The sequence below is a fragment of the Synechococcus sp. PROS-9-1 genome, from assembly GCF_014279775.1.
Classification (GTDB): domain Bacteria; phylum Cyanobacteriota; class Cyanobacteriia; order PCC-6307; family Cyanobiaceae; genus Synechococcus_C.
This window is the reverse complement of the sequence record NZ_CP047961.1, coordinates 17,196-43,155: the sequence shown is the minus strand read 5'-3', so window position 1 is coordinate 43,155 and position 25,960 is coordinate 17,196. Positions and strand designations below refer to the sequence as shown.

Here is a 25,960-nt window from a genome sequence, read left to right as displayed (position 1 = left end):
TCTTCCGGACGTGCAGGACAAGCTCACCCTGATGATCCCCGGACCCACCCCGGTGCCAGAAACGGTTCTGAAAGCGATGGGTCGCCATCCCATCGGGCACCGCAGCGGTGATTTTCAAGCGGTGGTGGAACGAACAACCGCTCAACTGCGCTGGCTGCATCAAACCAACAACGACGTGCTGGTGATCACCGGTAGCGGCACAGCTGCCATGGAAGCGGGAATCATCAACACACTCAGTCGTGGAGATCGAGTGATCTGTGGCGACAACGGCAAGTTCGGCGAGCGCTGGGTCAAGGTGGCGCGCGCTTACGGCCTTGAGGTGGACGTCATTAAGGCGGAGTGGGGACAACCCCTTGACCCGGACAACTTCCGGACCGCTTTGGAAGCCGACAGTGACAAAACGATCCGCGCGGTGATCCTGACCCATTCAGAAACGTCCACAGGGGTGATCAACGATCTTGAAACGATCAGCCGCCACGTCCAAGCCCATGGCACAGCGCTGACCATCGCCGACTGCGTCACCAGCCTGGGCGCCACCAACGTGCCCATGGATGACTGGAACCTTGATGTGGTCGCATCTGGATCCCAAAAGGGATACATGATGCCGCCGGGGCTCAGCTTTGTCGCAATGAGTGAGCGAGCTTGGACGGCCTATGAACGTTCGGATCTACCCAAGTTTTATTTGGATTTGGGCCCTTACCGGAAAACTGCCGCCAAAAACAGCAATCCGTTCACGCCTGCCGTGAATTTGTACTTCGCTCTCGACGCCGCACTGGAGATGATGCAGGCAGAAGGTCTTAAAGCGATTTTTGCCCGCCATGCTCGCCACCGCGATGCAGCACAAGCTGCGATGAAAGCGATCGGATTGGAGCTGTTTGCAGCCGAAGGCTATGGAAGTCCGGCGATTACGGCAGTTGCACCTACAGGAATGGATGCGGAACTGCTGCGTAAAACGATTAAAGATCGCTTCGACATTCTGTTAGCTGGCGGTCAAGACCATCTCAAAGGCAAGGTGTTCCGCATTGGCCATCTCGGCTTTGTCTGCGATCGAGATGTGTTGACAGCCGTCGCTGCCATTGAATCCGTATTGCATTCACTCGGCTTCCACAAGGGCGAGATGGGTGCTGGCCTTAGCGCTGCATCAGCAGTCTTAAGCAAAAACTAGAGCGGTTAATCATCAAATAGAGCATAGGCGTGAGATATAATCACGCCTATGCGGGTGTAATTCAGCGGTAGAATGTCAGCTTCCCAAGCTGGACGTCGCCGGTTCGAATCCGGTCACCCGCTTAGTCAAGATCTGGGTTTAATCAATTGCATCACTTGAGGGCCGACGGTACCTGCTCGTCGCTCCTGTCCAAGTGCTTTCAAAATCAAAGATCCTGAAGACGAGACGTCTCCTGCTTCAGCTGCAGATTGCGCTTTCTGGAAAAATGCAACAGCTTTGGCAAGATGCTCCTGTTTTTGATTGGGAGCAGATTGCAGCATCGTTGAAGTTCTATCGAGGACCGAATTCAACACTAAATGGACCTGAATATCAATAGTCTAACGAATGAATCTCAAGCCAATCTTAACTCAAGTACCTGGCTCTTCGATATTGCCTCCAAGTTCAGCAATCTGACCGCGAAGCATTTCGCATCTGCTGGCATCTCCACGCGTGATTGCAACGGCGAGAGCGAATTCCAGCTTTTCAAGCTGGTGGCCACCTTCAAAGAAATTTTGGTGGTTGCGCGACATGACTTCGCACGTCGCTGCGGAATTGGAGGATGAGTGAGCCATAGATGGCTTTATTCAAATTGTGCCACCCATGACATGGGTTAGGCAGCCAAGTCTTGCTCCGAGGACATAACAGAACTGGATTGATCGACCCATTGCGGCTCAGAACTCAGCAAAAGGTCTCTGCAATCGGTGAGCAAGCGATCCACACCATCAAGACGTTCCATCTCATCTGCGGGCATGCTGTTGACCTCCGAAGACTGGCGTTCCAGCTGAAGCTCCAAACTCTCAAGACGATTCTCAAGCTTGATCAGCCGTTGAGATAGGGCATTCAGGGTCTGCGCCACATCCTCAGCGGTACGCGTAATGCGGAAGGAAACGGACTGGGTCATCGCCCCAACAAACAGATATGCCCCGATAACAGCACATCAGAACCGCTCGATCCAGACTAAGGATCAATCTGCAGCGTGGTGTTCATGCCCCCACTCACAACGGTGCTCCTCTATCTACTCGCCGGCACAAGCATGGGATTGCTTGCCACGCGCACTGGAATCCCTGCTGCACCACTGGCAGGCGCACTGATCGGAGCCGCCATGGTGAGCATGAGTGGACGGCTCGAGGTGGCTCAATGGCCAGCAGGCACAAAGACCTGCCTGGAAATCGCCATTGGCACCGTGATCGGTACAGGCCTGACCAAAGCCTCACTCGATCAACTACAGCAGTTGTGGAAACCGGCTATCTTGATCACGCTCACCCTCGTGCTCACTGGAATTGTGGTGGGGCTATGGAGCAGCAGGCTGCTCGGCGTTGATCCTCTCGTCACCCTGCTGGGTGCAGCGCCTGGTGGAATCAGCGGCATGAGCCTGGTTGGGGCTGACTACGGCGTTGGAGCAGCCGTTGCTGCACTGCATGCCGTCCGCTTGATCACTGTCTTGCTGGTCATCCCTGTTGTAGTGAAACTGCTCACGCCACTTGGGCTCGGTGATTCCTGACTTAGGGCTAGACAGAGCGATCTCAATCGATATTTTATTTCTGATCGCTTCAATTGTCCTGCCATGGCCCGACTGCGCCAGCGCCTTGCGCTTTTCCTCTCTCTGGCCGGATTAGCTGGACTCAGCTTGACCCCATTAGACGCGATAGCCGGGACCCCTGAAGCCGTTAAGGGAGCAAAAATCTATTGCTATATGAGAAGCAGCAATAACGATCACGAAGTCAGCTGGGAAGCTGCTTATGCCTTGATCAAACGCCAAAAAAGCGGAATGTTCAAAACCTCGCCAGTACATGCTGCGGTCATGATCACTGAGGCTGTTGTAGAAGACCCAGGCAGCTACCCCAACTGCGGTCAATACCTCGGCGATCTTTTTGGAGGCAGCACAAGCTCTGCAAAATCCCCAGAAAGCGTTCTCAACTCGACGGATTCAAGCAATAGCAATTCATTCAATTCGTCTAACTCGAGCGATGACAATCGCTACAGCTATTGACGGCCTCTTCCATTCGATTCATTCCCATCCTGATGATTGGCGGTTTGCTCTTAACAGGTTTGGGATGCCGCAGCCGATCCGAACCGAAGCCCGCGACCATCTCAACTGAAATATCGATTGCCGATTGCATGTCAGATCTTGATCTGAACAATCTCGACACAGCACTGCAACGGTGCAATGAGGTCGTTGACGCTTATGGAGACAAACCAGCCGCGCTTGCTGATCGCTCGCTGTTGCTCACCCTGATGGGCAAGACCGACCAAGCCTGCGCCGACGTGACCCAAGCCATGGCGCTACTTCGCCAAGAAAGCAAGTCTGCTGATCCGATGGTGGTGCATGAACTCAATGTGCGTCACAAATCCTGCAAGCAACGGGACACCATCGTTGGCAAAGGCTGACGATCGAGGGTGAGGCGACGCGGTCCAAGCAACAACTCGATCCGTTCGGCTTTGCTGGCCACCAAACCGTCCACGAGCTGATCAGCGAGACCGAGCTGAAGCCAATGGCTGATCAAGCCTCCTTCCATACCAATGCGATGGCAACGATCTTCCGCTTGTTCGATGTCCCCAGGCGTCCAAGGCCGTTCCAAGAGAACAACATGCTGAGCACGATGGAGCGTAAAACCAAGCCCCCCAGCAGCAAAGGTGGCCAACAGTAAATCGCACTCCCCTGCTTGAAAGCGGTCCACAGCAGACTGCCGCTGATCGGGTTTCTGCCGGCCTGTCAACAAAACACCTCCAAGACGTTCGTGGAGCAGCAGCAACGGATCCACAAAGCTGCTGAACAAGACGATCGGCTTGTTCTGCTGCCGCAAACGCTGAATCAACTGTTGCGCAGCCGGCAACTTGAATTCAGCTGCAATTTGCCGCAAAGCCGTGAGTACCGCTAGAGATTCAGCGTCAGAACGCACCAATCCCTGCGCCACCCGTTGGCGATAGTCATCGATCACCAGCCGAAGGCGGTAATCAAAGCCCTTCAGCTCCTCACCGTCGAGAGCGATCCCTTCAAACGTCCTTCGCTTGGGGGGGAGATCCAAAACCTGCTGCTTGCGGCGATGCAAAACAAGCGGTCGGGTCAGGCGTCGCAGCTCGTCCAATCGGCTGGCTCCTGCGGTTTGCCAACGCTGCCGTCCGCCTTGCTCGCGGAAATGCCCCTGACAAAACAATTCCTCGTAAGAGTGCTGATCCCGAGCAATGGGATGGTCCATCGCAGCCAGCAAGGGGTATAGCTGATCAGGACGGCCATTTTTCATTGGTGTGCCAGTGAGCATCCAAATGGCTCTCAGGCGGGGATGCCGGGCAAGGCGCAGGAAACCCTGAGTGCGTTGTGCCCGCAGGGTTTGGGCGTAATGGGCCTCATCCACCAGCAGCAAAGTACCCGCCTCCGGGAGCTCAGAGGGAAGTCGCGCCCAGCTGCAAAGGTCCGGCATGAGCTCAAGGGCCGCGGCCTCTCGGCGCCAATGCGAATGCAACCCCACAGGGGCCACAACCAACAAGCGCAACGGCAAGGCACGCAGCAAGGCTCTCGCCGCCAGCAACACAGTGAGGGTTTTGCCAAGACCCATCTCATCGGCCAGCACCGCGCCGCGCCGCGCTAACAACCAGCGCGCACCAGAACGCTGGTGAGGCATCGGTATGCGGCCATCACGCAATCGTTGATCCAGATCAGCCTGCGCGACCAGATCTCGGTGGGGCGGCAGCGGGGGTAGCGGATGGCGATGCCAATGCAACCAACGCATCAGCTCCTCATCCACCCGGAAGCGCCGTTCAAAACGCTGCAACAGAGCCTCCGCTGAGGCAAGCGGAAATTCCCAACCCAGCCGAGAACCACGCCATACGCCCCGTGGACGAATTCTGCGCATCTCCGCATGGGTCACCGCATCAAACGGGTAACGGGCCTGCACCAATCCAGACGGAGTCAATCCCAGCGTGCAAGCTGTTGGTGATGAAGCCGTGATTCCGATTCAAGGACCCAGACGCTAATCCTCTCAACACCCCCGAAGTGCGCTGGGCAATACAACAAATGCGGATGAGTGATCCACGAATTGATCGATAAAAAACTGCACGACCCTCAAAATGCATCCTTCGACACGTTGACGAACCCTGCTCTCAGGTCAGAATCCCCACAGCTGAGGTATTGGGATGCACAGCAGGGATGCGGTTTTCCTTGAAGATCTCTGTCCCAAGCTGCGAACTCGACGCTGGCGTCAATCGATTCATCTCCACACTGGAAAACGCTGCATTTATTGCGGCAAACCTTCGGAGTCCATTGACCATGTCTTCCCCCTGAGTCGTGGAGGCATGAGCGTCACCGAAAATTGCGTGCCCGCTTGCCTGTCCTGCAACGGACGCAAGTCTGATCAGGATGTTTTTGAGTGGTACCGGCGCCAACCTTTTTACGACCCTCGCCGCGCCATGGCCATCCGCGCCTGGATTGACGGCGATCTTCGCCTTGCCCTGCGATTGCTGCAATGGGCCCAGCCTGAACACAACCAACCAACCCGCTCCGAAGGGCCAAAGAACGCTCACTCCCATGGGGATGACGAGCAGAACTGGGGACTTCGTACAGCCTGATCACCACACCCGACAGGCCGCTTCCGAGTGATAGTGCTGACAAATCGAGGCGCTTTGCTCAGGCTGGTCAGGAGCCATCAACAAGGCACCTGTCACCAGAGCCGCAGCCAAAAGTGCTGAGCCCGTGCGAACCCTTGAAGTGTCTTGGGGCTGTGCTCGATCACGACGAGACACCCGACTCTGGGGCAGCATGGAATCCCGTGAGGGCGCCAGTGAAAAGGAAGAATCAGCCACAACGAAACCGCGATTAATACGTTTGTACTGATGCTGAACGATCTTGTCAAGCGCTGCGCTCCCCTCCCGTCGGATGCAACGCTGTGCATTCTTGGCGCTGGCTTCAGCGGAGGCCATCTCGCCAAGTTGTCCAAAGCGCTTGGTACAAGGGTGATCTGCACACGCCGCCGACCGGAATCCGGTAGCGATGATCAGGCCTTTGATAGCGCCAACGGGATCCTGCCCGGCCATGAAGTGCTCGCCTCCGTCACCCATCTGATCAGCACAATCCCGCCTAACAAAGAGGGAACGGATCCCGTGCTGACGTGTCTTGGAGAGCAGCTGCAGAAGCTTCCACTCCAATGGGTGGGCTATTTCTCCACCACAGGCGTCTATGGGAATAGCAATGGCAACTGGGTGGATGAAACCCACGAACCCCAACCCACTCAACTCCGCAGCCAGAAGCGGTTGGAGTGTGAGCAGCTGTGGCGCGAAAGCGGCCTGCCGGTGCAGATCCTGCGCCTGCCTGGGATCTACGGGCCAGGCCGCTCACCCCTGGCTGCCATCCACTCAGGCAACCTGACACCTGTGGATCAACCGGGGCAGATGTTTTGCCGAATCCATGTGGATGACCTAGCTGGAGCCTGCTGGCATCTCATCCATCGAGCCGCAGCAGGACAGCGACCAATGGTGGTGAACATCAGCGATAACAGGCCCGCCTCCCGCCTCGAGCTTCAACGTTTTGGAGCCGAACTCTTGGGATGCACGCTCCCAGCAGCGATCCCCTTCCGTGAAGCCCAAGCCAACATGAGCCCAATGGCTCTCTCCTTCTGGGCAGACAACCGGAAAGTAAGCAACGCACTCCTGCGAGACGAGCTGGGATACACCTTTCTGCATCCCGATTTTTCAAGCGGTCTCAAGGATTGTTTCGATGCAGAGGGCTTCAACGGGATGAATCCTGAACAGGAGGCGGAGCCTTAAGCATCGGCAATTCATGCAACGGAAGCGGCTTGTCTGAACCTGTTTCAGTGAATCCAGCATCATCAAGCACTCGTTGCCATTGCACTTCAATCCAGCCCTTCCGCAACGCCGTTCCCAACCCATAAAGCAGTAACCCCAGAAGCAACCAGCGCAGCATGTCCTTCTCTCATCCCTCCTCTAACGCTAACGACCGCCTGGTGATTGCTCTCGGCGATCCTGCTGGAATCGGCATGGAAGTCACGTTGAAAGCCCTTGCCGACCCTCGACTGCCCGATGGACTGAACCCACTCGTTGTTGGCTGCCGAACAACGTTGGAGCAAACGTACTCAAGGCTGAAAGCCCAACAGTGCCCCCTCCTGATGGATCCCAGCGATCTAGACATTGACGATCTACCAGTCCATGAGGCCATCACCCCTGGAGCTCCGAGCCAGGAAAGCGGTGCATCCAGTTTTCGCTGGCTGAGCCATGCCGTCTTGCGCGTGAAAGAGGAGCTCAGCCTGGCTTTGGTCACAGCACCCATTGCAAAACATGCCTGGCATGCTGCAGGACACGACTATCCAGGCCAAACAGAACGCTTGGCAGAACTTGATGGTGCGCGTCAAGCCTCAATGCTGTTCACAGCTGTTTCACCCAACCATGGCTGGAGGCTGAACACCCTTCTCGCCACGACGCATCTTCCACTTCAACAGGTCCCCACTGCACTCAGCCCCGAGCTCGTACTCCGCAAACTGGACGTGCTCAGCGAGTTCTGCCTGAGGTTCAATCCCAACCCACGCTTGCTCGTTGCAGGCCTCAATCCCCACGCTGGAGAGCAGGGCCGCCTAGGCAGCGAAGAAACGACCTGGCTCATCCCCGCACTGCATCAGTGGCAGGACAACCATCCGCACGTCCATCTGAGCGGTCCACTGCCTCCTGACACCTGTTGGCTCAGCGCTGCCAAGGCCTGGCAGCTGGGATGTCAACCGGAATCTCCCGATGGGATCCTTGCTTTGTATCACGACCAAGGCTTGATCCCCGTGAAGCTGATGGCCTTCGACGAGGCCGTCAACACCACACTCGGGCTGTCGTTCTTGCGCACCTCACCGGATCATGGAACCGGCTTCGATATCGCAGGACAAGGGATCGCAAGATCGACAAGCATGGTGGCTGCGATTCGGGCCGCCTGGGACCTCAGCCGGGCTTAACCCGCATCAACACCTGACCAAATTCAACAGGGGTGCCGTTGTCCACCAGGATTTCAACCACCTCACCTGCCAGCTCCGATTCGAGCTCATTCATCAGCTTCATGGCTTCAAGAATGCAAATCGTTTGGCCTACGCCAATGCGGGTCCCAATCTCTACGAACGAAGGTTCTCCTGGTGCCGGAGCCCGATAGAAGGTCCCAACCATGGGAGCCGTGACTTCCAACAAATCTGAACGAGATCCAGCCGCAGGCGGAGGCGTTCCTGCAGAGAGCTCAACAGCAGAACTATCCGGCGGGGGAGCAACCGCTGCAGAAGCCACTGGCACCAATGGCGCAGCCACCGTAGTGACAGGAAGGTTGCGACGCACTTCCAAACGGAAGTCGTCTCCTTCCAGGCGGAATTCCTGAATATCGCTCTCGACGAGAGCGGCAAGCAGGGTGTGGAGCTGATCGTGGTCGAGCTGCATGATTAACCGTTCTCCCGTCCCAGATAGGTGTCGTTGCGAGTATCAACTTTAATTTTCTCGCCGATCGATAAAAACAGAGGAACCATGACCTGAGCACCTGTTTCCAAGATGGCAGGTTTCGTCCCACCGGTTGCTGTGTCTCCCTTCACACCGGGATCTGTCTGAGCGATCTCCAACACAACCGAATTCGGCAATTCAACTTCGATGGGCTTCTCATTCCAGGTGACAACATTCACCTCCATGCCCTCCTTGAGATATTTGCGACTATCTCCGATCTGTTTGGCGGTAAGACGTGTCTCTTCATAGGACGACATGTCCATAAAGACGAAATCTTCGCCCTCCATATAGGTGTGTTGAAGTTTCGACTTCTCGAGCACAGCCTGGGTAAGACTTTCTCCGGCTCGGAACGTTTTCTCCACCACACTGCCGCTTTGAACGGACTTGAGCTTGGTGCGGACAAAGGCAGATCCCTTGCCTGGCTTGACATGCAGAAACTCGACCACGCGCCAGACAGCACCGTCTAGCTCGATCGTGGTGCCGGTGCGAAAGTCGTTGCTGGAGATCATTCCCGCTGAACGGTTCAGTGGATCATACGGCTGTGCCAAAGTCCTGACAGCACCTGGGGTTCTCCTTGGCTCACCGCCGTCTGACCGCTCTGCTTCTTGCCTGGCTAGCCGCCTTTGGACTCTGGCTTGCCAAACCGGTATGGGCAGACCTTCCTCAAGGCAATGCCGTACAGGATCCTGCTGCGATCCTGCGCGATTCACTGCCGATGAATCAAGAGGATCTGCGCGAGCTTCAACATCGGCTCGAATCCACCAGTAACGATTTACGTGCCAAGCGCTGGAGTGCGCTGGGACGCACGGTGAGTCGCAGCCAGAAACTGGTGGCCACCCGCGGCAACAGCATTGTGGAAGCCGTTCCTGAGGATCAACGCAGTGAGGCTGAGCTGCTTCTTAACGAGGTGCGCGCTGACCTGGAACAGCTTCAGGAAGAGGCGGATGCCAATGACAGAGATGGATTCATCCAGATCCGTCGCGACACTTTGAGCCGGGTGGGTGATCTGGAAGCACTGCTGATCGACGATCGCCTTCCAGACATCCCCTCCGAATTCGATGCCTTGCCACGGCTTGCTGGACGGGCAACCGTGGTCATCGAAACAACGCAAGGAAATCTCACTGCGGTTGTGGACGGCTACAACGCTCCTCTGACAGCCGGCGCCTTTATCGATCTCAGCCTGAAGGGCTTTTATGACGGTCTCCCCTTCAATCGCGCCGAAGACTTCTACATCCTTCAAACCGGAGACCCGGAAGGTCCTGACATCGGCTACGTGGACCCAAAGACCAAAGAAGAGCGGCACGTTCCCCTAGAGATCCGCATTCCAGGCGAACCCGACACCCTCTACAACGAAACCTTCGAGGACGTTGGACTGTTCAAAGCAGCAGCAGTTCTTCCTTTTTCCACTCTTGGGACCCTGGGTTGGGCCCATTCCGACCAAGCCCTTGGCGATGGCTCATCGCAATTCTTCCTGTTTCTCTACGAAGCGGAGTTAACACCTGCTGGCCTCAACCTCGTGGACGGTCGGAATGCAGCCTTCGGCTACGTGGTGGATGGCTTTGATGTGCTCGAAGAACTGGGCGTTGACGACGGAATCAAACGCATCCAGGTGATCGAAGGCGCCGATCGACTGCAAGCTCACGCCTGATGCTGTCGTGAGCATCACCCTGGCCGAACTTGGAGAAACGGAGCTACTGGACCGTCTAGCCCGCTTTGCGCCTCCAGGCCAGCTCGACGACGACACAGCCATGCTGCCGCCTGATTCCAGGGCACTGCTGGTGAACACCGACGTGATGGTGGAGGGTGTTCATTTCAGCGATGCCACCACAGCCCCTGCCGATGTGGGTTGGCGTGCAGTGGTCGCCAACCTGTCTGATCTGGCTGCCAGCGGCTCCGAGCAGGTGGAGGGGATCACCGTGAGCTTGGTGGCCCCTGGCACGACATCTTGGTGGTGGGTTGAACAGGTGTACCAAGGCATCTCAGAAGCCATCGAGCATTTTGGCGGAACTCTGCTGGGAGGTGACTGCAGCAGCGGCAACCAACGACTGCTCTCGATCAGTGCGTTTGGACGACTCGGACCATTGCGACTGCATCGGGCACAAGCCCAACCTGGTGATCTGCTGATGAGCAGCGGCCCCCATGGATTGAGCCGACTTGGACTGGCACTCCTGCAAGACACACCGCTCCCCACCGCACTCTTAGTTCCACCCAGGCTGAAAGAGCAGGCGATTCAATGCCACCAGCGGCCATGGCCAAGATTTGATGCCTTGAAGACCCTGATGGCCTGCAAGCCCGAGCAGCTTCCCTGGCGAGCCGCTGGGACCGACAGCAGCGATGGCCTGCTTGCTGCAGTGAATGGTCTCTGTCGAAGCAGTGGCTGCGGAGCTATTCTGCGCAGAGATGCCCTCCCACGCGCCGATGCCTGGCCCTGCGCAGGCGCATGGGATCACTGGTGCCTCAGTGGCGGCGAAGATTTCGAACTGGTGCTGAGCCTGCCTCCTGAGTGGGCTGAATCCTGGAGACAGCATCAGCCTGGGAGTCGCTGCTTCGGGGCCATCACCGCCGACAAAGGGAGGATCATCTGGAACGACAATGGTGTGTTGCTGCCGCAATCAGGGTTCTCTCATTACCGCTGAACGGGCGTACAAAAAAGCCCTCCCCTAGGGGAGGGCTAGAGATCAGATCTAGAACCTGAAGATTACTTCCAACCTTTGGCAACAACCTCAGCCAAGTCGACAACGCGCTGGCTGTAGCCCCACTCGTTGTCGTACCAAGCCAAGATTTTCACAGCCTTGTCACCCATGGCATAGGTGAGATCAGCGTCGAAGATGGTCGATTCGTTCGTACCAGCGAAATCGGTGGAGACAAGAGGCAAGTCGCTGTACTTGATGATTCCCTTCATGCCGTTCTCAGAGGCCTCCTTCATCACGGCTTTAACGTCTTCCACACTCGGCCCCTTGGACGTTCCGAAGGTGAGGTCAACAGCGGACACATTGGGGGTGGGAACGCGCATGGCGAAACCGGTAAGCCTGCCCTTCACTTCGGGGTAGACCAGCGCCACAGCCTTGGCTGCACCGGTGGTCGTCGGCACCATGTTCAGTGCTGCTGCACGGGCACGACGCAGGTCACGGTGGCTGTTGTCGAGGATTCTCTGGTCACCGGTGTAGCTATGAATGGTGGTCATCAAACCCCATTCCATGCCGAAGTTCTGATCCAGAACTTTGACAATTGGCGCCAGGCAGTTGGTGGTGCAACTGGCGTTGCTGAGGATGTCCCAATCTTCGTGGCGGTACTGGTCTGCGTTTACACCGACCACAAAGGTGCCAACGCCAGCGCCCTTTCCAGGAGCAGTGAGAATGACTTTCTTGGCACCAGCCTGAATATGCATGCTGGCCTTCTCATCGGTGTTAAACACACCGGTTGATTCGATCACCAGATCAACACCCCAATCCTTCCAAGGGCAGTTGAGAGGATTGCGATCGGCGAAGAATTTGATTTCCTTGCCGTTGATGATCATCGTGTCATCCGTGGTTTGGATGTCCACTGACGGATCCAGACGACCCAAAATCGAGTCGTAGGTCAGCAGGTGAGCGCTGGTCTTTGGATCAGACGTGGAATTCATCCCCACGATTTCAAGATCTGTATTCGCCCCTCGGCTGATCCAACCCCGCAGCACATTGCGACCAATTCGGCCGAATCCATTGATGGCAACGCGCAGGGTCATGGCAGAGATAAGCGGTCTTACCGCGTAAAGGGTTTGGGTGCAAGATTATACAGGATTTATTGGGATTTTCCTGTAATCGATCTGCCGAAAAATTAGATGGAATGAGCTTCAAGCAGTTGGCCACAAGGAAAAGCTGGATTATCGTTGGTCCTCACGTCGACTCCCCTTGGCCGATTCGATCCAGCCCCAGAAGCACATTCACTTCATTGGGATGGGCGGAATCGGCATGTCGGCCCTGGCTCTAATCCTCGCGGAACGAGGCCATTCCGTCAGCGGATCCGATCGCAAACTCACACCTGCGATGCAGGCGCTTGAGAGCAAAGCACTCGTCTTATTCGAAAGCCAGCTCTCCAACAATTTTGCCCAGCTCGGAGTGCGCGGCATCGAGGCGCCCTTGGTGGTGGTCAGCACGGCCATTCCTGACACCAATCCTGAGCTGATCGAAGCGCGGCGCTTGGATTTAACGATTTGGCATCGCTCCGACCTTTTGGCCTGGTTGATCGAACAACAACCCGCAATCGCTGTTGCTGGTAGCCATGGGAAAACCACCACAAGCACTGTGGTGACCACACTCCTCGCGACGGTTGGCGAAGATCCAACAGCTGTGATTGGTGGTGTTGTCCCCTGTTACGGCAGCAACGGTCATACAGGCAGCGGTCGTCTGCTTGTCGCTGAGGCAGATGAATCCGATGGATCGCTGGTGAAATTCAAGGCCAGTCTGGGGATCATCACCAATCTCGAACTGGACCACACGGACCACTACCGCAATCTCGACGATTTGATCGAGACGATGAAAACCTTTGGCCGCGGCTGTGAACGCCTGCTCATCAATCAAGACGATCCGATTCTCAAAGAACACTTTCAAGCCGATGCCTGTTGGTCTGTTCAACACTTCGAGACAGCGGATTACGCCGCTTTGCCTGTGCAACTCGATGGAGATCGCACCATTGCCAACTATTACGAGCAGGGGCGACAGGTTGGTCGCATCACCCTTCCCCTGCCTGGACTGCACAACCTCAGCAACGTTGTGGCCGCTATAGCGGCTTGCCGCATGGAAGGTGTTCCCTTAGATGCTCTTCTATCGGCCTTGACTGAACTGCGTTCGCCAGGTCGACGCTTTGATTTCCGGGGGGAGTGGCAAGACCGACAAGTGGTTGATGACTATGCCCATCACCCCAGCGAAGTCCAAGCGACGTTGACCATGGCCCAGCTGATGGTGCAAAGCGGCCGAAGCCCCTTACCCCGCACACCCCAACGCCTTGTCGCTGTTTTCCAACCGCACCGCTATAGCCGGACACAAGAATTTCTCAACGCCTTTGCCCAAGCACTTTTGTCCGCTGACGCCCTCATTCTTGCTCCGATTTATGGCGCCGGTGAACAACCGATCGAAGGGATCAATAGTGAGCTTCTGGCTCGCTCCATTCGGCTGATTGATCCCAATCAGCCCGTCTTTGTGGCTAGCACGATGCAAGAGCTCACAGGTCTGGTGAAACAACACAGTCGGCCTGATGACTTGATTCTGGCGATGGGTGCTGGTGATGTGAACAGTCTCTGGGAACGCCTGTCAGAGGAAAGAATTGGAGGAGAGGCGTCATGTTCACCAGCGATCGCGGCCTGAATGCCCTTCTCGAGTCTGGGGTCCTCCAACAGCAGGTGTCCCTTGCCAACTACACCACTTGGCGTGTGGGAGGTCCAGCTCAATGGTTGGCCGAACCCAATGATGCTGAGCAATGTCTATCGCTTCTCCAATGGGCCCAAACGGAAGGTCTGAGGACCCGAGTGATTGGAGCCGGATCGAACCTGCTCATTGCTGATGCGGGGCTTCCAGGTCTCACTCTTTGTTTGCGTCGCCTCCAGGGCAGCCAACTGGATGCCGAATCAGGGCAGGTGAAGGCTTTAGCGGGTGAACCACTTCCAACGCTTGCAAGGCGAGCAGCCAAACTTGGATTACATGGGCTGGAATGGGCCGTTGGCATCCCTGGAACCGTGGGTGGCGCCGCGACCATGAATGCCGGAGCTCAAGGCGGCTCAACAGCCGACTGCCTGATCTCTGTGGAGGTCATCGATCGATCGCTGAAGGACGCGGTGAAGACCACATCGATTCTCAGCAACGCCGATCTCGCCTACGACTACCGACAGAGCCTTCTTCAAGGCAGCAAACACTTAGTCATTGCAGCGCAGTTTCAATTGGAGCCTGGCCACGACGCCAAGGAATTGATGCGCAAGACCAGTGGCAACCTCAGTCATCGCACCACCACCCAGCCCTACCAATGGCCAAGCTGCGGAAGTGTGTTCCGCAACCCAGAGCCCGAAAAAGCGGGACAGCTCATCGAAGGCTTAGGGCTCAAGGGGAAACGAATCGGAGGTGCGGAAGTCTCACCGCTGCATGCCAATTTCATCGTCAACGTTGGTGATGCCACAGCCGATGACATCCGCGCCTTGATCGACTTCGTGCAGAACGAAGTGAAACGGATGCACGGAATCACTTTGCATCCTGAAGTGAAACGCTTGGGCTTTCAAACGACCGATTAGCCTTCGCATCACTTCATTGGTGTCATGGCAGGGTTTGGACTTCCCAATTTCGGACAGCTCACTGAGGCATTCCGAAAAGCTCAACAAATCCAGCAAGACGCGCAAAAACTGCAAGAGGAACTCGATGCAATGGAGATCGAGGGCAACAGTGAAGACGGTCGAGCCAGCATCTGGTTGTCTGGCAATCAACAACCATTGAGAGTGAAACTGGATCCATCCCTGCTGAGCGAAGGACAGGAAGCAACAGAAGCCGCCACACTCGCCGCCTTGCAATCGGCCTATGAGCGCTCAACCGGAACCATGAAAGAACGCATGGAAGAACTCACCGGCGGACTCAATCTCAATCTCCCCGGGATGGGCGGTTAAGCCCAAGAAGATCCTCTACAGCTCGCCTGTAGATCGGGTATCGCTCCCAATCGCGTGTAACTCCGCATCCAGGTTCATTACGGTGCAAACAATCCCTAAAACGACAGGGATGGGGCTCGAGCTGAGCGCGTAATTCCGGAAACAACACCTCAAGATTTCTGGGGTCGTCTGGCAGCTCTGGCCGGTTGAAACCGGGCGTATCAGCAACACGTGCCTCACCCTCCAAGCGATGCAACTCCACATGCCGCGTGGTGTGACGTCCTCGCTGCAGCCGTCCTGAAACGGCACCAATCCGCAAATCGAGCGTTGGGATCAAAGCGTTCAACAATGAGCTCTTCCCAACTCCTGAGGGCCCGCACAGCACTGAAAGAGACGATCCGGCAAGGCTTTGTTTCAGCTTGGAAAGCCCAAGGCCGCTGCACGTCGATACCAATAAAGGGGGATACCCCCAGGCATGAAGGCGAACGCGCAGCCGCTCCAAGGCCTCCGGCTCTAAGAGATCAGTTTTCGTTAAGACCAGCTGCACCACCAGTGACGTTCGCTCTGCCGTCAACAGAAAACGACTGGCCTGGTCGGGGTCAAAAGCTGGTTGATCCACTGCCAATGCCACGACCACCGTGGTGGCGTTGGCGACGGGCGGACGTGTCAAAAAACTGACGCGAGGTTCGACATCAGCAACCACCGCACGGGCATGGTTCACATCGATGGCTTCCACCCTGACGCGATCACCGACGTAGACCGCCTCACCGCGATGAGTCAAGCGCGTGCGCCGAGTGCAAAGCAGTCGTGAAGGAATCAACTCAGACACCTGATCCAGCTCCACCTCTAAGTAGTTGGCCTGGAGCGCAACAACCATGCCGGACTGAGCCGACTGATCAACCACCACACACCACCTGAAGACGCACCCAATCCTTGGCTTGGTCCATCACCTCCACCTGATGACCATCCCGAGTCAGTCCTGGGATCACCATCTCCTCAGGCTCACCCCGATCAAGATCAACCTGAAACTGCTGCCCGGGACGCATGGCCTCCAAGGCCAAACGACAGCGAATGAAATTGGTTGGACAAGGGGTGCCTCTTAGATCCAGATAATGATCAGATTGGGCATCACTCATCCGTCAGCGCTGCCCGAAGAGTCGGGCAAACAGGCCGCTCTTGTGGTGATGGTGTTGTTCACCACGGGCTGAATGGTGTCCAGCCAAATCTTCGAGAAGACCGCGTTCCTCATCGTTGAGACGGGTCGGCAATGTCACCGTGACAGAAATGCGCTGATGACCACGGGCTACTGGATTACCCAGCTTGGGAATGCCCTTGTTTTCAAGCGTTAAAACGGAATTGGGCTGAGTACCGGCCGGAATCTCCAGCGATTCGGGGCCATCCACTGTTTCCACCTCAATGGTGTCGCCAAGGATTGCCTGCAGATAACTCACCTTCACCTCCGAAAGGACGGTGAGCCCATCACGCCTCAGGCTCGGATGGGATTTAACCGTGAGAAAAACATACAAATCTCCGGATGGACCGCCACGCAGCCCAGCATTGCCTTCACCGGAAACCCGCAAGCGAGTCCCCGTATCGACACCAGCGGGGATGTTGATACGCAATTTCTTACGGACTTGCGTGACCCCTTGACCACCACAGGAACTGCAAGGGTCAGCAATCACCTGGCCAGTGCCATTACAGCTGGGGCATTCAGCCACCTGCTCAAAATTCCCGAACGGCGTCCGCGTAGCGCGACGCACCTGACCAACACCGCCACAGGTGGTGCAGGTGGTAGGACCACTTCCTTGTTTGGCACCGCTGCCACCACATGTGGTGCAAGTCTCGAGGTGGGGGATGCGAATCTCCCGCTCTTGGCCGAACACAGCCTGGTCAAAATCAATCGTGAGGTCGTAGCGGAGGTCATCCCCCTGTTGAGGTCCTCGCCTGCGCTGACGACCTGCGCCACCCGCAGCACCACCGAACCCACTGAAAAAGGTTTCGAAGATATCTGCAAAGCCACCCATATCGCCCATATCGGGCATGCCACCGCCGCCACCGAGCCCGGCCTCACCGAACTGGTCATACCGACCGCGGGTTTGGGGATCACTCAGCACCTCATAGGCGCGGCCGATCTCCTTAAAGCGATCTTCAGCTCCAGCGTCTTTATTGATATCAGGGTGATATTGACGAGCCATCCGCCTGTAGGCGCGCTTCAGCGTGTCGGCATCTGCATCCCTGCTGACGCCAAGGAGGTCGTAGTAATCGGCCATCAGCTCGTCATTCCGCTGCGCACACTAGGCAAAAGTTTTGAATCATTCGCTCGCCGCAGGCGTGGAGGAGCCATCATCCCCTGCGATTGGTGCACTCTCACCTCCCTCAGTTCCATCAGCCGCGACATCTGTCTGCTGCGGCCCAGGTCCCATCGACACCTTGACTAAAGCGTGACGCAGGACTTTGCCGCTGAGGTGATAACCACGCTGCAGTTCTTCAACCACCACATCTTCTGGATGCTCGTCACTGGGTTCGCGCAACACCGCTTCATGGAGGCTGGGGTCGAACTCTTGTCCAACAACCCGCATCGGGGCCACACCGAGTTGTTTGAGAACATCAACGAGTTGCTTGTAGAGACCCTGATAACTGCGGTGCAGAGCTTGGGCTTCTTCTCCCTGAGGATCAAGATGTTGACGAGCGCGTTCGAAGTTATCGACCACAGGCAGGATTTCAGTCAGGGTGCTGCAGGTGATCTGCAGCTTCAGGTCCTCCTGATCCCGGCTCTGACGTTTGCGGAAGTTGTCAAAGTCGGCCGCAATGCGCACGTACTGGCCACTCAAGGTTTCGTGTTCTTGGCGGAGTGTGCTGTGCTCGCGCTCCAATTGCTCAAGCCGCGCTTCATTGTTCTGCGCAGAGGGAAGTCCCTCTGAAGCAGAGTCGGAAGAAGCAGCGCCGGGTGTCTCCTCAACAGAGGATTTGAGGTCCTGCTGGGCTTCGGGAACATCCGATGCCGAATCGTTAGCCGGGATGGAAGCGTCGGCGCTCATGCTGACCAGATGCAAAATCACGTCTAGACATGTTGAAGGGTCACATGGACCCACCACAAGCGCGGAAAGCCGAATCAGCATGAGCGCCGACTCCACCCGCATGCCGCTACCGCCTGCTCTGCCGGCAAAGCTGATTTCAGAGGCAGAGCTCGCCGCTGGAGAAGCACTCCTTCAATCCGGGCAGGTGTTGGACCTTGAAACCTGGAAGCAACTTCAAGCGCTCCCCATCCATCTCACCAACGACGGCCTCATGGTGGCCATCGCAAGCAGCAGCGACCGAGACAGTCGAGAACAACTCAAGCAGGTTTTAAGAAGCCATGGCTACATCTCCAAGCTTGTGCTGGCCAATGCAGCGGATCTAAAACGAATTCTTGATCCACAAGCAGTTGAATCAGATTCGAAGATTAATCAAACATTAATTAGCGAAACAGCAAAATCACTTCTCGATGGTTTTGATGTTGAAGGAATTTTAAATGCCGATCCTGATGAAGCCGAAATTCAGAGCAATTCAGCCTCGTCACTGGACCTAAACCCATCAAGTGCCAATGCATCTCCCGTTGTCACATTGGTGGATCGTATTTTAGCAAAAGCATTAGACATGAATGCAAGTGACATTCATGTAGAGCCACAATCATCTGGCTTACAAATTAGACTTAGAAAGGATGGTGTGCTCACCAATCTAACGCAACCACTACCCACTAAATTAATACCAGCCATTACCTCTCGCTTCAAGATCATGGCCGATCTTGATATCGCTGAACGAAGGCAAGCGCAGGATGGACGCATCCGTAGACAGTACAAAGGACGAACTGTTGACTTCCGTGTCAATAGCCTGCCTAGCCGCTACGGCGAAAAGATTTGCCTGCGCTTACTTGACAGCCAATCAACTCAATTAGGACTGGATAAGCTCATCTCCAATCCCGCCACACTCGAGATTGTACGAACCCTTGGCTCAAAACCTTTCGGCATGATTCTTGTGACCGGTCCGACAGGATCTGGTAAATCCACAACTCTTTATTCGCTGTTAGCGGAGCGTAACGAACCCGGGATCAATATCTCCACCGTAGAAGATCCAATTGAATACACATTGCCTGGTATTACTCAATGTCAAGTTAATCGTGAGAAAGGATTTGACTTCAGCACGGCTCTTCGCGCCTTTATGCGCCAAGACCCAGATGTGCTGTTGGTGGGTGAGACCCGCGATCAGGAAACAGCGAAAACTGCCATCGAAGCAGCTCTGACAGGACACCTGGTCTTGACCACCCTGCACTGCAACGATGCCCCAAGCGCCATCGCCCGACTCGACGAAATGGGCGTTGAACCGTTCATGGTGAGCGCATCCTTGCTGGGCATCGTTTCTCAACGCTTGCTCAGGCGCGTATGCAGCGATTGCCGGATCCCATACCACCCAGATTCCCAAGAATTAGGTCGCTTTGGCCTCATGACGAGCCATGAAGGCAATGTGACCTTTTTCAAAGCCAAACACCACGAAGGACCAGAAACGCCATGCCCCAACTGCCAGGGCACCGGTTACAAGGGCCGTATCGGTGTGTACGAAGTGCTGCGCATGAATGAAGCCCTGGCCGCATCTGTCGCCAAAGGTGCAACCACTGATCTCGTTCGCCAACTAGCTCTTGAAGGAGGGATGAAAACCTTGCTTGGCTACAGCCTTGATCTCGTGCGAGAAGGTCACACCACACTGGAAGAGGTGGACCGGATGGTGTTAACGGATGCGGGCCTGGAATCAGAACAACGCGCCAGGGCCCTCAGCACAGTGACTTGCCGTGGATGTGGTGGCGGACTTCAAGAAGGTTGGCTGGAATGCCCGTATTGCCTGACACCCTTCAGTGAGAGCTCCGAGCATGGAACGAATGATCGAAGACCTGATGGAACAGTTGGTGAACGGAGGCGGAAGCGACCTCCACATCGCCAGCGGACAGCCGCCATACGGGCGATTCAGTGGCGAACTGCGGCCGATGCAGGAGGAATCGCTCAGTGAAGAAGGCTGCAACCGCCTGATCTTTTCCATGCTCAATAACAGCCAACGCAAAACACTCGAACAAACGTGGGAGCTGGATTGTGCGTATGGATTGAAAGGGGTCGCCCGGTTTCGGGTGAATGTGTACCGGCAGAAAGGCAGCTATGCCGCCTGCTTGCGTGCTCTTGGAAGCAAAATCCCCAGCGTTGAGTTGCTGAATCTGCCTCCCGTCGTAGTGGAAACCAGCAAACGCCCCCGTGGTCTTGTCCTGGTCACGGGTCCAACTGGCTCAGGTAAAACCACCACGCTCGCAGCACTTCTCGATCACATCAACCACACGCGCGCTGAACACATCCTCACGATCGAAGACCCGATCGAATTCGTTTACACCAGTGATCGCAGCTTGGTGCATCAACGCCAACTCAACGAGGACACTCGCAGTTTTGCCAACGCTCTGCGCGCTGCTCTACGCGAAGACCCAGACGTGATTTTGGTGGGTGAAATGCGTGATCTCGAAACAATTCAACTGGCGATCAGCGCTGCGGAGACTGGGCATTTGGTGTTTGGAACCTTGCACACCAGTTCTGCAGCTCAGACCGTTGATCGAATGGTGGATGTGTTTCCACCTGGCCAGCAAACCCAGATCCGCGTGCAACTCTCAGGAAGCCTGACTGCGGTGTTCTCTCAAACGCTTTGCCGACGCCAAAGTCCTGCACCTGGGCAGTTCGGTCGCGTGATGGCTCAAGAAATCATGATCAATACCCCAGCCATCGCAAATTTGATCCGTGAAGGCAAAACAGCTCAGCTGTATTCCCAAATTCAAACCGGCGGCGAACGCGGCATGCAAACCCTGGAAAGAGCGCTTGCCGATCTGATTGATCAGGGCGAGATCAGCCTTGATGAAGGGCTCAGCAAAGCCAGCAAACCCGCTGAACTGGAACGCCTGATCAACAACTAAATCGATCGGTCAGCGCATGGTTTCTTTCACCGCCACTTACACCTCAGCCACAGGCCAACCACGCACGGTCACGGTCAACGCAAACGATGCTGTTTCGGCCCGTCGTCTACTGCGACGGCGAGGAATCAAAGCAGAAGAGCTTCGCCAAGACTCAGGCAAAGGAAAAAGCAAAGGCAGAGCCAAGACCGAATCCAAAAATGCAGGGGGCAGCGCGTCAGCTGGATGGCTGTCGATCGATCTGGGAGAAGCGTTCCAAAAGCCACCCGGGGTGAAGGAGAAAGCGATTTGGGCCAGCAAGCTCGCAGCGCTCGTGGATGCAGGGGTGCCGATTGTGCGCAGCCTCGATCTCATGGCCACGCAGCAGAAGCTGCCGATGTTTAAAAAAGCTCTCACCAGCGTGGGACTCGAGGTGAATCAGGGCACGGCAATGGCAGCAGCGATGCGCCAATGGCCGAAGGTGTTTGACCAGCTCACCATCGCCATGGTTGAGGCAGGCGAAGCGGGCGGAGTTCTGGATGAATCCCTCAAACGCCTCGCCAAGCTGTTGGAAGACAACGCCAGACTCCAAAACCAAATCAAAGGGGCCTTGGGTTACCCGGTGGCCGTGTTGGTGATCGCCATTTTGGTGTTTTTAGGAATGACGATCTTTTTGATTCCCACTTTCGCCGGAATCTTTGAAGACCTAGGAGCCGAATTACCGATGTTTACGCAATTGATGGTGGATTTAAGCGCCTTACTTCGCTCCTCTGCTTCACTTGTTTTTGCTGGCATTCTCATGGTTGGTGCATGGATGATTGGCCGTTATTACAACACCCATAAAGGCCGCAGAGTGATCGACAAATTAATTCTCAAGCTACCGTTGTTTGGTGATCTCATCATGAAAACAGCCACCGCTCAGTTTTGCAGGATTTTCAGCTCACTCACGCGCGCTGGCGTTCCAATCCTGATGTCAATGGAGATCTCCAGTGAGACTGCTGGCAACTCAATCATCTCTGACGCGATTCTGGACTCACGCACCATGGTGCAAGAAGGCGTATTGCTGAGCACAGCATTGACCCGCCAAAAAGTCTTGCCTGACATGGCACTGAGCATGCTCTCCATTGGTGAGGAAACGGGAGAAATGGATCGGATGCTGAGCAAAGTTGCCGACTTTTATGAAGACGAAGTCTCAGCATCTGTGAAGGCACTCACATCGATGTTGGAGCCAGCGATGATTGTTGTTGTGGGAGGAATCGTGGGTTCGATCCTTTTGGCGATGTACCTACCGATGTTTACGGTGTTTGACCAGATTCAATAAGAAAAGAAGTTGCTATCGCCTCTCCCGCAAGCCAGCCGCCACTCCAACAAGCCTGGAAATTAAAACCTCCTGTCACCCCATCCACATCTAGTAATTCACCAGCCAAATACAACCCAGCACAGCGCCGACTTTCCATGGTCGCCAAGTTCACTTCACCCAGAGCAACGCCACCAGCGGTTACAAATTCTTCTCCAAACGGGCCGCGGCCCTGGATCAATAAGCGCTGAGCGCAGACGGTCTCCACCAAAATGCGTTCCGCCTTCGCTGGAAGATCCGCCCAACGCCGCTCTGCATCCACTCCCGCCTGCGCCAAAAAGGCAAGCCAAAGACGCCGCGGCAGATGCTCAAACGGCTTGGCAGCCACCACCGTGCGACGCGCCTGCTCACGACGCGCCTGCTGCAGCTTGTTCTGAACACGCTCGCGACCCAATCCGCCACTCCAATCCACCCGCAACTCACCCTGATAACGACTGGCATGAAGGGCCCGCGCTGCAAACGCGGTGAGCCGCAATACGGCAGGCCCGCTCACACCCCGATGGGTGATCAGCACCCGGCCCTTCTGACGAAAACGCTGATCACCAACGCTTAAATCCAAGCCCACGTCATCCAGGGCAATGCCGCTACATGCCGTCAAAGCAGGCGCTTGCAATTTCAAGCTGAACAACGACGGCACTGGCGGCACAATCGTGTGACCTAAATCCTGGGCAAGCCGTCGGCCACTGGGATGCCCACCGCTGGCCAGCAACACTCGCTTGGCCTGATAAAAGGCAGACCGTTGATCGGAGATTTGAAAGTCACCTGCAGCGGAGCAGTTGAGGTGACGCACAGCGGAGCCGCACTTGATCTTGACCCCCGCAGCTAACGCAGCCCGCCTCAGACACTCCACTACCGCCTCGGAGCGATTCTGCTGGGGAAACATCCTCCCGTCGGACTCTTCCACAAGCGTGAGTCCATGCTCATCAAACCAAGCAATCGAATCTCCGCACGCAAACTGGCTAAAGGGACCCCGTAATGGTTTGCTTCCCCGGGGGTAGTGCCCCACTAACTCCATGGGATCCCAGCAAGCATGGGTGACGTTGCAACGACCGCCACCACTAATGCGCACTTTTGTGAGCACTTCAGGGGTGGCCTCCAAGATCAAGACAGCACGAACCCCTCGTTCGGCGGCGGTGATCGCTGCCATAAAGCCGGCAGGCCCACCACCGATCACGATCAGGTCATGCCGTGGGTTGGAAACGCAAGGCGACTCCGTTATTGCAGTAGCGCTTGCCCGTCGGTCGGGGACCGTCATTAAAAACATGGCCCTGATGCCCACCGCAGCGGCTGCAGTGATATTCAGTGCGAGGAAGAATTAATTTGAAATCTACTTTTGTATCGACACCGCCCGGAAGGGGCTCCCAAAAACTGGGCCAACCAGTACCACTATCAAACTTGGCGGTGGAAGCAAACAACGGCAAGTCGCAACCGGCGCAGTGGTAGGTGCCCTCTCGTTTTTCATCGTTGAACGGACTGGTGAATGGTCGTTCTGTGCCTTCCTGACGCAACACCTGATACGCCTCAGGCGACAGACGTTTTTTCCATTCCCCATCGCTGAGATCCCAAGTCGCCTCACCGGCCTTAGAGGCAGCCAACACTTGATCTGGAGCGCTCAAGACTCCCACCATCCCGGCGATCGAGGCCAAAAGCATCGAACGCCGGCTCAACAACCAAGGCTGAATCGAAGTCGTCATCTGCAGTGTCTTTAAACGTTGCCAGTTCTAAAGCGACAAGGGGAGGAAGCGAGGCAGCATGGAGGAATGGATTCCCCACTCAACCCCGATCGGGAACCCGCCTGGCGCTTCAGTGTGGCGCCCATGCTGGATTGCACGGATCGGCATTTCCGCATGCTGATGCGCCAGATCAGCAAACAAAGTCTGCTTTACAGCGAAATGGTGGTGGCGCAAGCTCTCCACCACAGCAAGCGCCGAGAACGGCTGCTGGACTTCGACGCCGAGGAGCATCCTCTAGCCCTACAGGTGGGGGGCGACGATCCCGCGTTACTGGCCGATGCCACGCGGATGGCAGCCGATTGGGGGTATGACGAGATCAACCTCAATGTGGGCTGCCCAAGTCCAAGGGTTCAAGCCGGGAATTTTGGGGCTTGCTTGATGGCAGAACCGCAAACCGTGGCGCGTTGTGTGGAGGCCATGGTGGCGGCATCATCCCTTCCCGTCACGGTGAAACATCGCGTAGGGATTGATGATCTCGACAGTGATGACCTGCTCAGACAGTTTGTTGATCAAGTTGCTGAAGCCGGAGCGTTGCGTTTTTCCGTGCATGCCCGTAAGGCATGGCTTGAAGGATTAGATCCCAAACAAAACCGCACGATTCCTGCTCTTCAGCACGATCGAGTGATTGCCTTAAAAGCATCCAGGCCCGATCTCACCATTGAATTGAATGGTGGCCTTGATACTCCTGAGGACTGCCTCAACGCCCTGAAACACCTCGATGGGGCCATGGTCGGACGGGCCGCCTATGCCCACCCACTGCGCTGGCGCAACATCGACAGCCTGATCTTCGGCGCAGCGCCACGCCAAGTGCTGGCTTCTGATGTCGTGCTTGGGCTAATCCCCCATGCCGATCGTCATCTCCAGCGAGGAGGACGACTTTGGGATCTATGCCGGCATCTGGTCCACATTGTGGAAGCAGTGCCAGGAGCACGGCATTGGCGCAACAACCTCAGCACTAAAGCTCAAAAAGCTGGTGCTGGGATTGAGATCATTGAGGAAGCAGCCCAGCAACTGCTTGATGCAGGGCTCTAAGAAGCACCGATAGGGCGATCAGCCCTCTGCTCCGCCATATCCACTGTTGTCGTCGGCTCCACCACGGCGGCGACGGGTACGGCCATCGTCGTAGGCACTGCCACCAGCTGGAGGAGCCCCACTTCCATAGCTGCGATCTTCCCAACCACTCGCACCAGAGGGGCGCTCACCGCCACCGCCACCGCCGTAGTTGCCGCCACCGCCGCCGCCGTAGTTGCCGCCGCCGCCGTAGTTGCCGCCGCCGCCGTAGTTGCCGCCGCCGCCGTAGTTGCCGCCACCGCCGCCACCGCCGAAATCTCGACGAGGGGCACTGCCACGGGGTTCAGCTTTGTTGATGCGCAGGGGACGACCCATGAGCTCAGCACCTTGAAGCGCCTCAATGGCAGATGCTTCAGCCGCTTCGTCGCTCATTTCGACAAATGCAAAGCCGCGTTTACGACCGGTGTCTCGCTCTAGAGGGAGGGCACAATTCGTGACCTCTCCATAGGTGGAGAACAATTCAATGATGTCTTCCTGCTCAGCACGGAAAGGAAGATTGCCGACAAAAATGCTCACTTATCTGATGGACCGAAGTTAAGAGGGGTCAATGGAATCCAAGGGCCAACAATTCATGGACCTA

General features: G+C 56.2%; 32 protein-coding genes and 1 tRNA gene. 17 read left to right on the top strand and 16 right to left on the bottom strand.

Features of this window, described 5'->3' with window-relative positions:
• Positions 1-10 precede the first annotated feature (10 nt).
• Both SynPROS91_RS00230 and SynPROS91_RS00225 read left to right on the top strand, forming a co-directional pair.
• On the top strand, positions 11-1,165 hold the full coding sequence (locus SynPROS91_RS00230) for an alanine--glyoxylate aminotransferase family protein (RefSeq protein ID WP_186517364.1): 1,155 nt from the start codon (positions 11-13) through the stop codon (positions 1,163-1,165).
• A gap of 50 nt (positions 1,166-1,215) precedes the next feature.
• Positions 1,216-1,287: transfer RNA gene (locus SynPROS91_RS00225), tRNA-Gly, on the top strand.
• Between the two features lie 3 nt (positions 1,288-1,290).
• Here SynPROS91_RS00225 and SynPROS91_RS00220 read toward each other — a convergent pair.
• The 3 genes from SynPROS91_RS00220 to SynPROS91_RS00210 form a co-directional block, all read right to left on the bottom strand.
• Positions 1,291-1,485 carry a hypothetical protein gene (locus tag SynPROS91_RS00220; protein ID WP_186517362.1) on the bottom strand — a complete coding sequence of 65 codons (195 nt, stop codon included), beginning with the start codon at positions 1,483-1,485 and terminating at the stop codon, positions 1,291-1,293.
• Positions 1,486-1,572: 87 nt separating this feature from the next.
• Positions 1,573-1,776, bottom strand: a complete 204-nt coding sequence (locus tag SynPROS91_RS12335; RefSeq protein WP_255439834.1) for a hypothetical protein — start codon at positions 1,774-1,776, stop codon at positions 1,573-1,575.
• A 38-nt stretch (positions 1,777-1,814) separates the two neighbouring features.
• Positions 1,815-2,105 (bottom strand): chemotaxis protein, encoded by a 291-nt coding sequence (locus SynPROS91_RS00210; RefSeq protein ID WP_186517358.1) that lies wholly within the window; start codon positions 2,103-2,105, stop codon positions 1,815-1,817.
• Positions 2,106-2,189: 84 nt separating this feature from the next.
• Here SynPROS91_RS00210 and SynPROS91_RS00205 point away from each other — a divergent pair, with 84 nt between their 5' ends.
• The 3 genes from SynPROS91_RS00205 (at position 2,190) to SynPROS91_RS00195 (ending at position 3,592) form a co-directional block, all read left to right on the top strand.
• Positions 2,190-2,705, top strand: a complete 516-nt coding sequence (locus SynPROS91_RS00205; RefSeq protein ID WP_186517356.1) for an AbrB family transcriptional regulator — start codon at positions 2,190-2,192, stop codon at positions 2,703-2,705.
• Between the two features lie 63 nt (positions 2,706-2,768).
• Positions 2,769-3,194, top strand: coding sequence for a DUF6554 family protein (locus SynPROS91_RS00200; protein ID WP_186517349.1), 426 nt, complete (start codon positions 2,769-2,771; stop codon positions 3,192-3,194).
• Positions 3,191-3,592 (top strand): M48 family metallopeptidase, encoded by a 402-nt coding sequence (locus SynPROS91_RS00195; RefSeq protein WP_255439833.1) that lies wholly within the window; start codon positions 3,191-3,193, stop codon positions 3,590-3,592. The genes SynPROS91_RS00200 and SynPROS91_RS00195 overlap by 4 nt, the downstream gene beginning before the upstream one ends.
• Here the strand turns inward: SynPROS91_RS00195 and SynPROS91_RS00190 are convergent.
• Positions 3,547-5,055 carry a DEAD/DEAH box helicase gene (locus tag SynPROS91_RS00190; protein WP_186519243.1) on the bottom strand — a complete coding sequence of 503 codons (1,509 nt, stop codon included), beginning with the start codon at positions 5,053-5,055 and terminating at the stop codon, positions 3,547-3,549. The two genes, SynPROS91_RS00195 and SynPROS91_RS00190, sit on opposite strands and share 46 nt — an antisense overlap.
• A 280-nt stretch (positions 5,056-5,335) precedes the next feature.
• On the opposite strand from SynPROS91_RS00190, the gene SynPROS91_RS00185 reads away from it, so the two are divergent.
• On the top strand, positions 5,336-5,767 hold the full coding sequence (locus tag SynPROS91_RS00185; RefSeq protein ID WP_186517347.1) for an HNH endonuclease: 432 nt from the start codon (positions 5,336-5,338) through the stop codon (positions 5,765-5,767).
• On the opposite strand, the gene SynPROS91_RS00180 is transcribed toward SynPROS91_RS00185, so the two are convergent.
• Positions 5,768-6,001 (bottom strand): serine protease inhibitor, encoded by a 234-nt coding sequence (locus SynPROS91_RS00180; RefSeq protein WP_255439832.1) that lies wholly within the window; start codon positions 5,999-6,001, stop codon positions 5,768-5,770. It abuts the gene before it with no gap.
• Positions 6,002-6,031: 30 nt separating this feature from the next.
• On the opposite strand from SynPROS91_RS00180, the gene SynPROS91_RS00175 reads away from it, so the two are divergent.
• Entirely contained in the window at positions 6,032-6,961 is a 930-nt protein-coding gene (locus SynPROS91_RS00175; RefSeq protein ID WP_186517339.1) for an SDR family oxidoreductase, read from the top strand.
• On the opposite strand, the gene SynPROS91_RS00170 is transcribed toward SynPROS91_RS00175, so the two are convergent.
• Entirely contained in the window at positions 6,924-7,118 is a 195-nt protein-coding gene (locus SynPROS91_RS00170; RefSeq protein WP_186517337.1) for a 4-hydroxythreonine-4-phosphate dehydrogenase, read from the bottom strand. The genes SynPROS91_RS00175 and SynPROS91_RS00170 overlap by 38 nt on opposite strands.
• On the opposite strand from SynPROS91_RS00170, the gene pdxA reads away from it, so the two are divergent.
• Positions 7,117-8,145, top strand: a complete 1,029-nt coding sequence (pdxA, locus tag SynPROS91_RS00165; protein ID WP_186517335.1) for a 4-hydroxythreonine-4-phosphate dehydrogenase PdxA — start codon at positions 7,117-7,119, stop codon at positions 8,143-8,145. The genes SynPROS91_RS00170 and pdxA overlap by 2 nt on opposite strands.
• Here pdxA and accB read toward each other — a convergent pair.
• Together accB and efp are read right to left on the bottom strand one after the other, a co-directional pair.
• Positions 8,132-8,611 (bottom strand): acetyl-CoA carboxylase biotin carboxyl carrier protein, encoded by a 480-nt coding sequence (accB, locus tag SynPROS91_RS00160; protein ID WP_186517333.1) that lies wholly within the window; start codon positions 8,609-8,611, stop codon positions 8,132-8,134. The two genes, pdxA and accB, sit on opposite strands and share 14 nt — an antisense overlap.
• A 2-nt stretch (positions 8,612-8,613) precedes the next feature.
• A complete protein-coding gene (gene efp, locus SynPROS91_RS00155) occupies positions 8,614-9,177 on the bottom strand; it encodes an elongation factor P (protein ID WP_186517332.1) in 564 nt (187 codons plus the stop codon).
• 65 nt (positions 9,178-9,242) lie between these two features.
• On the opposite strand from efp, the gene SynPROS91_RS00150 reads away from it, so the two are divergent.
• Positions 9,243-10,316, top strand: coding sequence for a peptidylprolyl isomerase (locus SynPROS91_RS00150; RefSeq protein WP_186517330.1), 1,074 nt, complete (start codon positions 9,243-9,245; stop codon positions 10,314-10,316).
• Positions 10,317-10,323: 7 nt separating this feature from the next.
• Entirely contained in the window at positions 10,324-11,304 is a 981-nt protein-coding gene (gene thiL / locus SynPROS91_RS00145) for a thiamine-phosphate kinase (protein WP_186517328.1), read from the top strand.
• 62 nt (positions 11,305-11,366) lie between these two features.
• On the opposite strand, the gene gap is transcribed toward thiL, so the two are convergent.
• A complete protein-coding gene (gene gap / locus SynPROS91_RS00140) occupies positions 11,367-12,392 on the bottom strand; it encodes a type I glyceraldehyde-3-phosphate dehydrogenase (protein ID WP_186517326.1) in 1,026 nt (341 codons plus the stop codon).
• Positions 12,393-12,558: 166 nt separating this feature from the next.
• Between gap and murC the strand changes: the two genes are divergently transcribed.
• From murC to SynPROS91_RS00125, 3 genes are read left to right on the top strand one after another with little or no spacing between them, the layout of a single operon-like run.
• Positions 12,559-14,010: a UDP-N-acetylmuramate--L-alanine ligase gene (gene murC / locus SynPROS91_RS00135; RefSeq protein ID WP_186517317.1), complete on the top strand. Its 1,452-nt coding sequence runs from the start codon at positions 12,559-12,561 to the stop codon at positions 14,008-14,010.
• Positions 13,986-14,924, top strand: coding sequence for a UDP-N-acetylmuramate dehydrogenase (gene murB / locus SynPROS91_RS00130; RefSeq protein ID WP_186517315.1), 939 nt, complete (start codon positions 13,986-13,988; stop codon positions 14,922-14,924). The genes murC and murB overlap by 25 nt, the downstream gene beginning before the upstream one ends.
• Positions 14,925-14,948: 24 nt before the next feature.
• Entirely contained in the window at positions 14,949-15,290 is a 342-nt protein-coding gene (locus SynPROS91_RS00125) for a YbaB/EbfC family nucleoid-associated protein (RefSeq protein WP_186517313.1), read from the top strand.
• On the opposite strand, the gene rsgA is transcribed toward SynPROS91_RS00125, so the two are convergent.
• The 4 genes from rsgA to grpE are packed head-to-tail and all read right to left on the bottom strand — an operon-like array spanning position 15,265 to position 18,307.
• Positions 15,265-16,146 carry a ribosome small subunit-dependent GTPase A gene (gene rsgA / locus SynPROS91_RS00120; RefSeq protein ID WP_186519239.1) on the bottom strand — a complete coding sequence of 294 codons (882 nt, stop codon included), beginning with the start codon at positions 16,144-16,146 and terminating at the stop codon, positions 15,265-15,267. The two genes, SynPROS91_RS00125 and rsgA, sit on opposite strands and share 26 nt — an antisense overlap.
• A 19-nt stretch (positions 16,147-16,165) precedes the next feature.
• Positions 16,166-16,405 (bottom strand): sulfurtransferase TusA family protein, encoded by a 240-nt coding sequence (locus SynPROS91_RS00115; RefSeq protein WP_186517311.1) that lies wholly within the window; start codon positions 16,403-16,405, stop codon positions 16,166-16,168.
• Positions 16,406-16,408: 3 nt separating this feature from the next.
• Positions 16,409-17,539 (bottom strand): molecular chaperone DnaJ, encoded by a 1,131-nt coding sequence (dnaJ, locus tag SynPROS91_RS00110; RefSeq protein WP_186517309.1) that lies wholly within the window; start codon positions 17,537-17,539, stop codon positions 16,409-16,411.
• A 42-nt stretch (positions 17,540-17,581) separates the two neighbouring features.
• Positions 17,582-18,307 carry a nucleotide exchange factor GrpE gene (gene grpE / locus SynPROS91_RS00105; RefSeq protein ID WP_255439830.1) on the bottom strand — a complete coding sequence of 242 codons (726 nt, stop codon included), beginning with the start codon at positions 18,305-18,307 and terminating at the stop codon, positions 17,582-17,584.
• 79 nt (positions 18,308-18,386) lie between these two features.
• Between grpE and SynPROS91_RS00100 the strand changes: the two genes are divergently transcribed.
• Genes SynPROS91_RS00100 through SynPROS91_RS00090 form a run of 3 tightly spaced genes read left to right on the top strand, consistent with a single transcriptional unit; the run spans position 18,387 to position 22,540 of the window.
• Positions 18,387-20,306, top strand: coding sequence for a GspE/PulE family protein (locus SynPROS91_RS00100; RefSeq protein ID WP_370586773.1), 1,920 nt, complete (start codon positions 18,387-18,389; stop codon positions 20,304-20,306).
• Positions 20,194-21,243, top strand: coding sequence for a type IV pilus twitching motility protein PilT (locus SynPROS91_RS00095; RefSeq protein WP_255440007.1), 1,050 nt, complete (start codon positions 20,194-20,196; stop codon positions 21,241-21,243). Before SynPROS91_RS00100 ends, SynPROS91_RS00095 begins: the two co-directional genes overlap by 113 nt.
• Positions 21,244-21,259: 16 nt before the next feature.
• Positions 21,260-22,540 (top strand): type II secretion system F family protein, encoded by a 1,281-nt coding sequence (locus tag SynPROS91_RS00090; protein WP_186517303.1) that lies wholly within the window; start codon positions 21,260-21,262, stop codon positions 22,538-22,540.
• Here SynPROS91_RS00090 and SynPROS91_RS00085 read toward each other — a convergent pair.
• The gene (locus SynPROS91_RS00085; RefSeq protein ID WP_370586809.1) at positions 22,515-23,723 is read right to left on the bottom strand and encodes an NAD(P)/FAD-dependent oxidoreductase; all 1,209 of its coding nucleotides are present in this window, start codon (positions 23,721-23,723) and stop codon (positions 22,515-22,517) included. The genes SynPROS91_RS00090 and SynPROS91_RS00085 overlap by 26 nt on opposite strands.
• 34 nt (positions 23,724-23,757) lie before the next feature.
• Positions 23,758-24,270 carry a peptide-methionine (R)-S-oxide reductase MsrB gene (gene msrB, locus SynPROS91_RS00080; RefSeq protein WP_186517300.1) on the bottom strand — a complete coding sequence of 171 codons (513 nt, stop codon included), beginning with the start codon at positions 24,268-24,270 and terminating at the stop codon, positions 23,758-23,760.
• Positions 24,271-24,336: 66 nt separating this feature from the next.
• On the opposite strand from msrB, the gene dusA reads away from it, so the two are divergent.
• Positions 24,337-25,341 carry a tRNA dihydrouridine(20/20a) synthase DusA gene (gene dusA / locus SynPROS91_RS00075; RefSeq protein WP_186517298.1) on the top strand — a complete coding sequence of 335 codons (1,005 nt, stop codon included), beginning with the start codon at positions 24,337-24,339 and terminating at the stop codon, positions 25,339-25,341.
• 18 nt (positions 25,342-25,359) lie between these two features.
• On the opposite strand, the gene SynPROS91_RS00070 is transcribed toward dusA, so the two are convergent.
• The gene (locus SynPROS91_RS00070; RefSeq protein WP_186517296.1) at positions 25,360-25,896 is read right to left on the bottom strand and encodes an RNA-binding protein; all 537 of its coding nucleotides are present in this window, start codon (positions 25,894-25,896) and stop codon (positions 25,360-25,362) included.
• Positions 25,897-25,960: the final 64 nt, after the last annotated feature.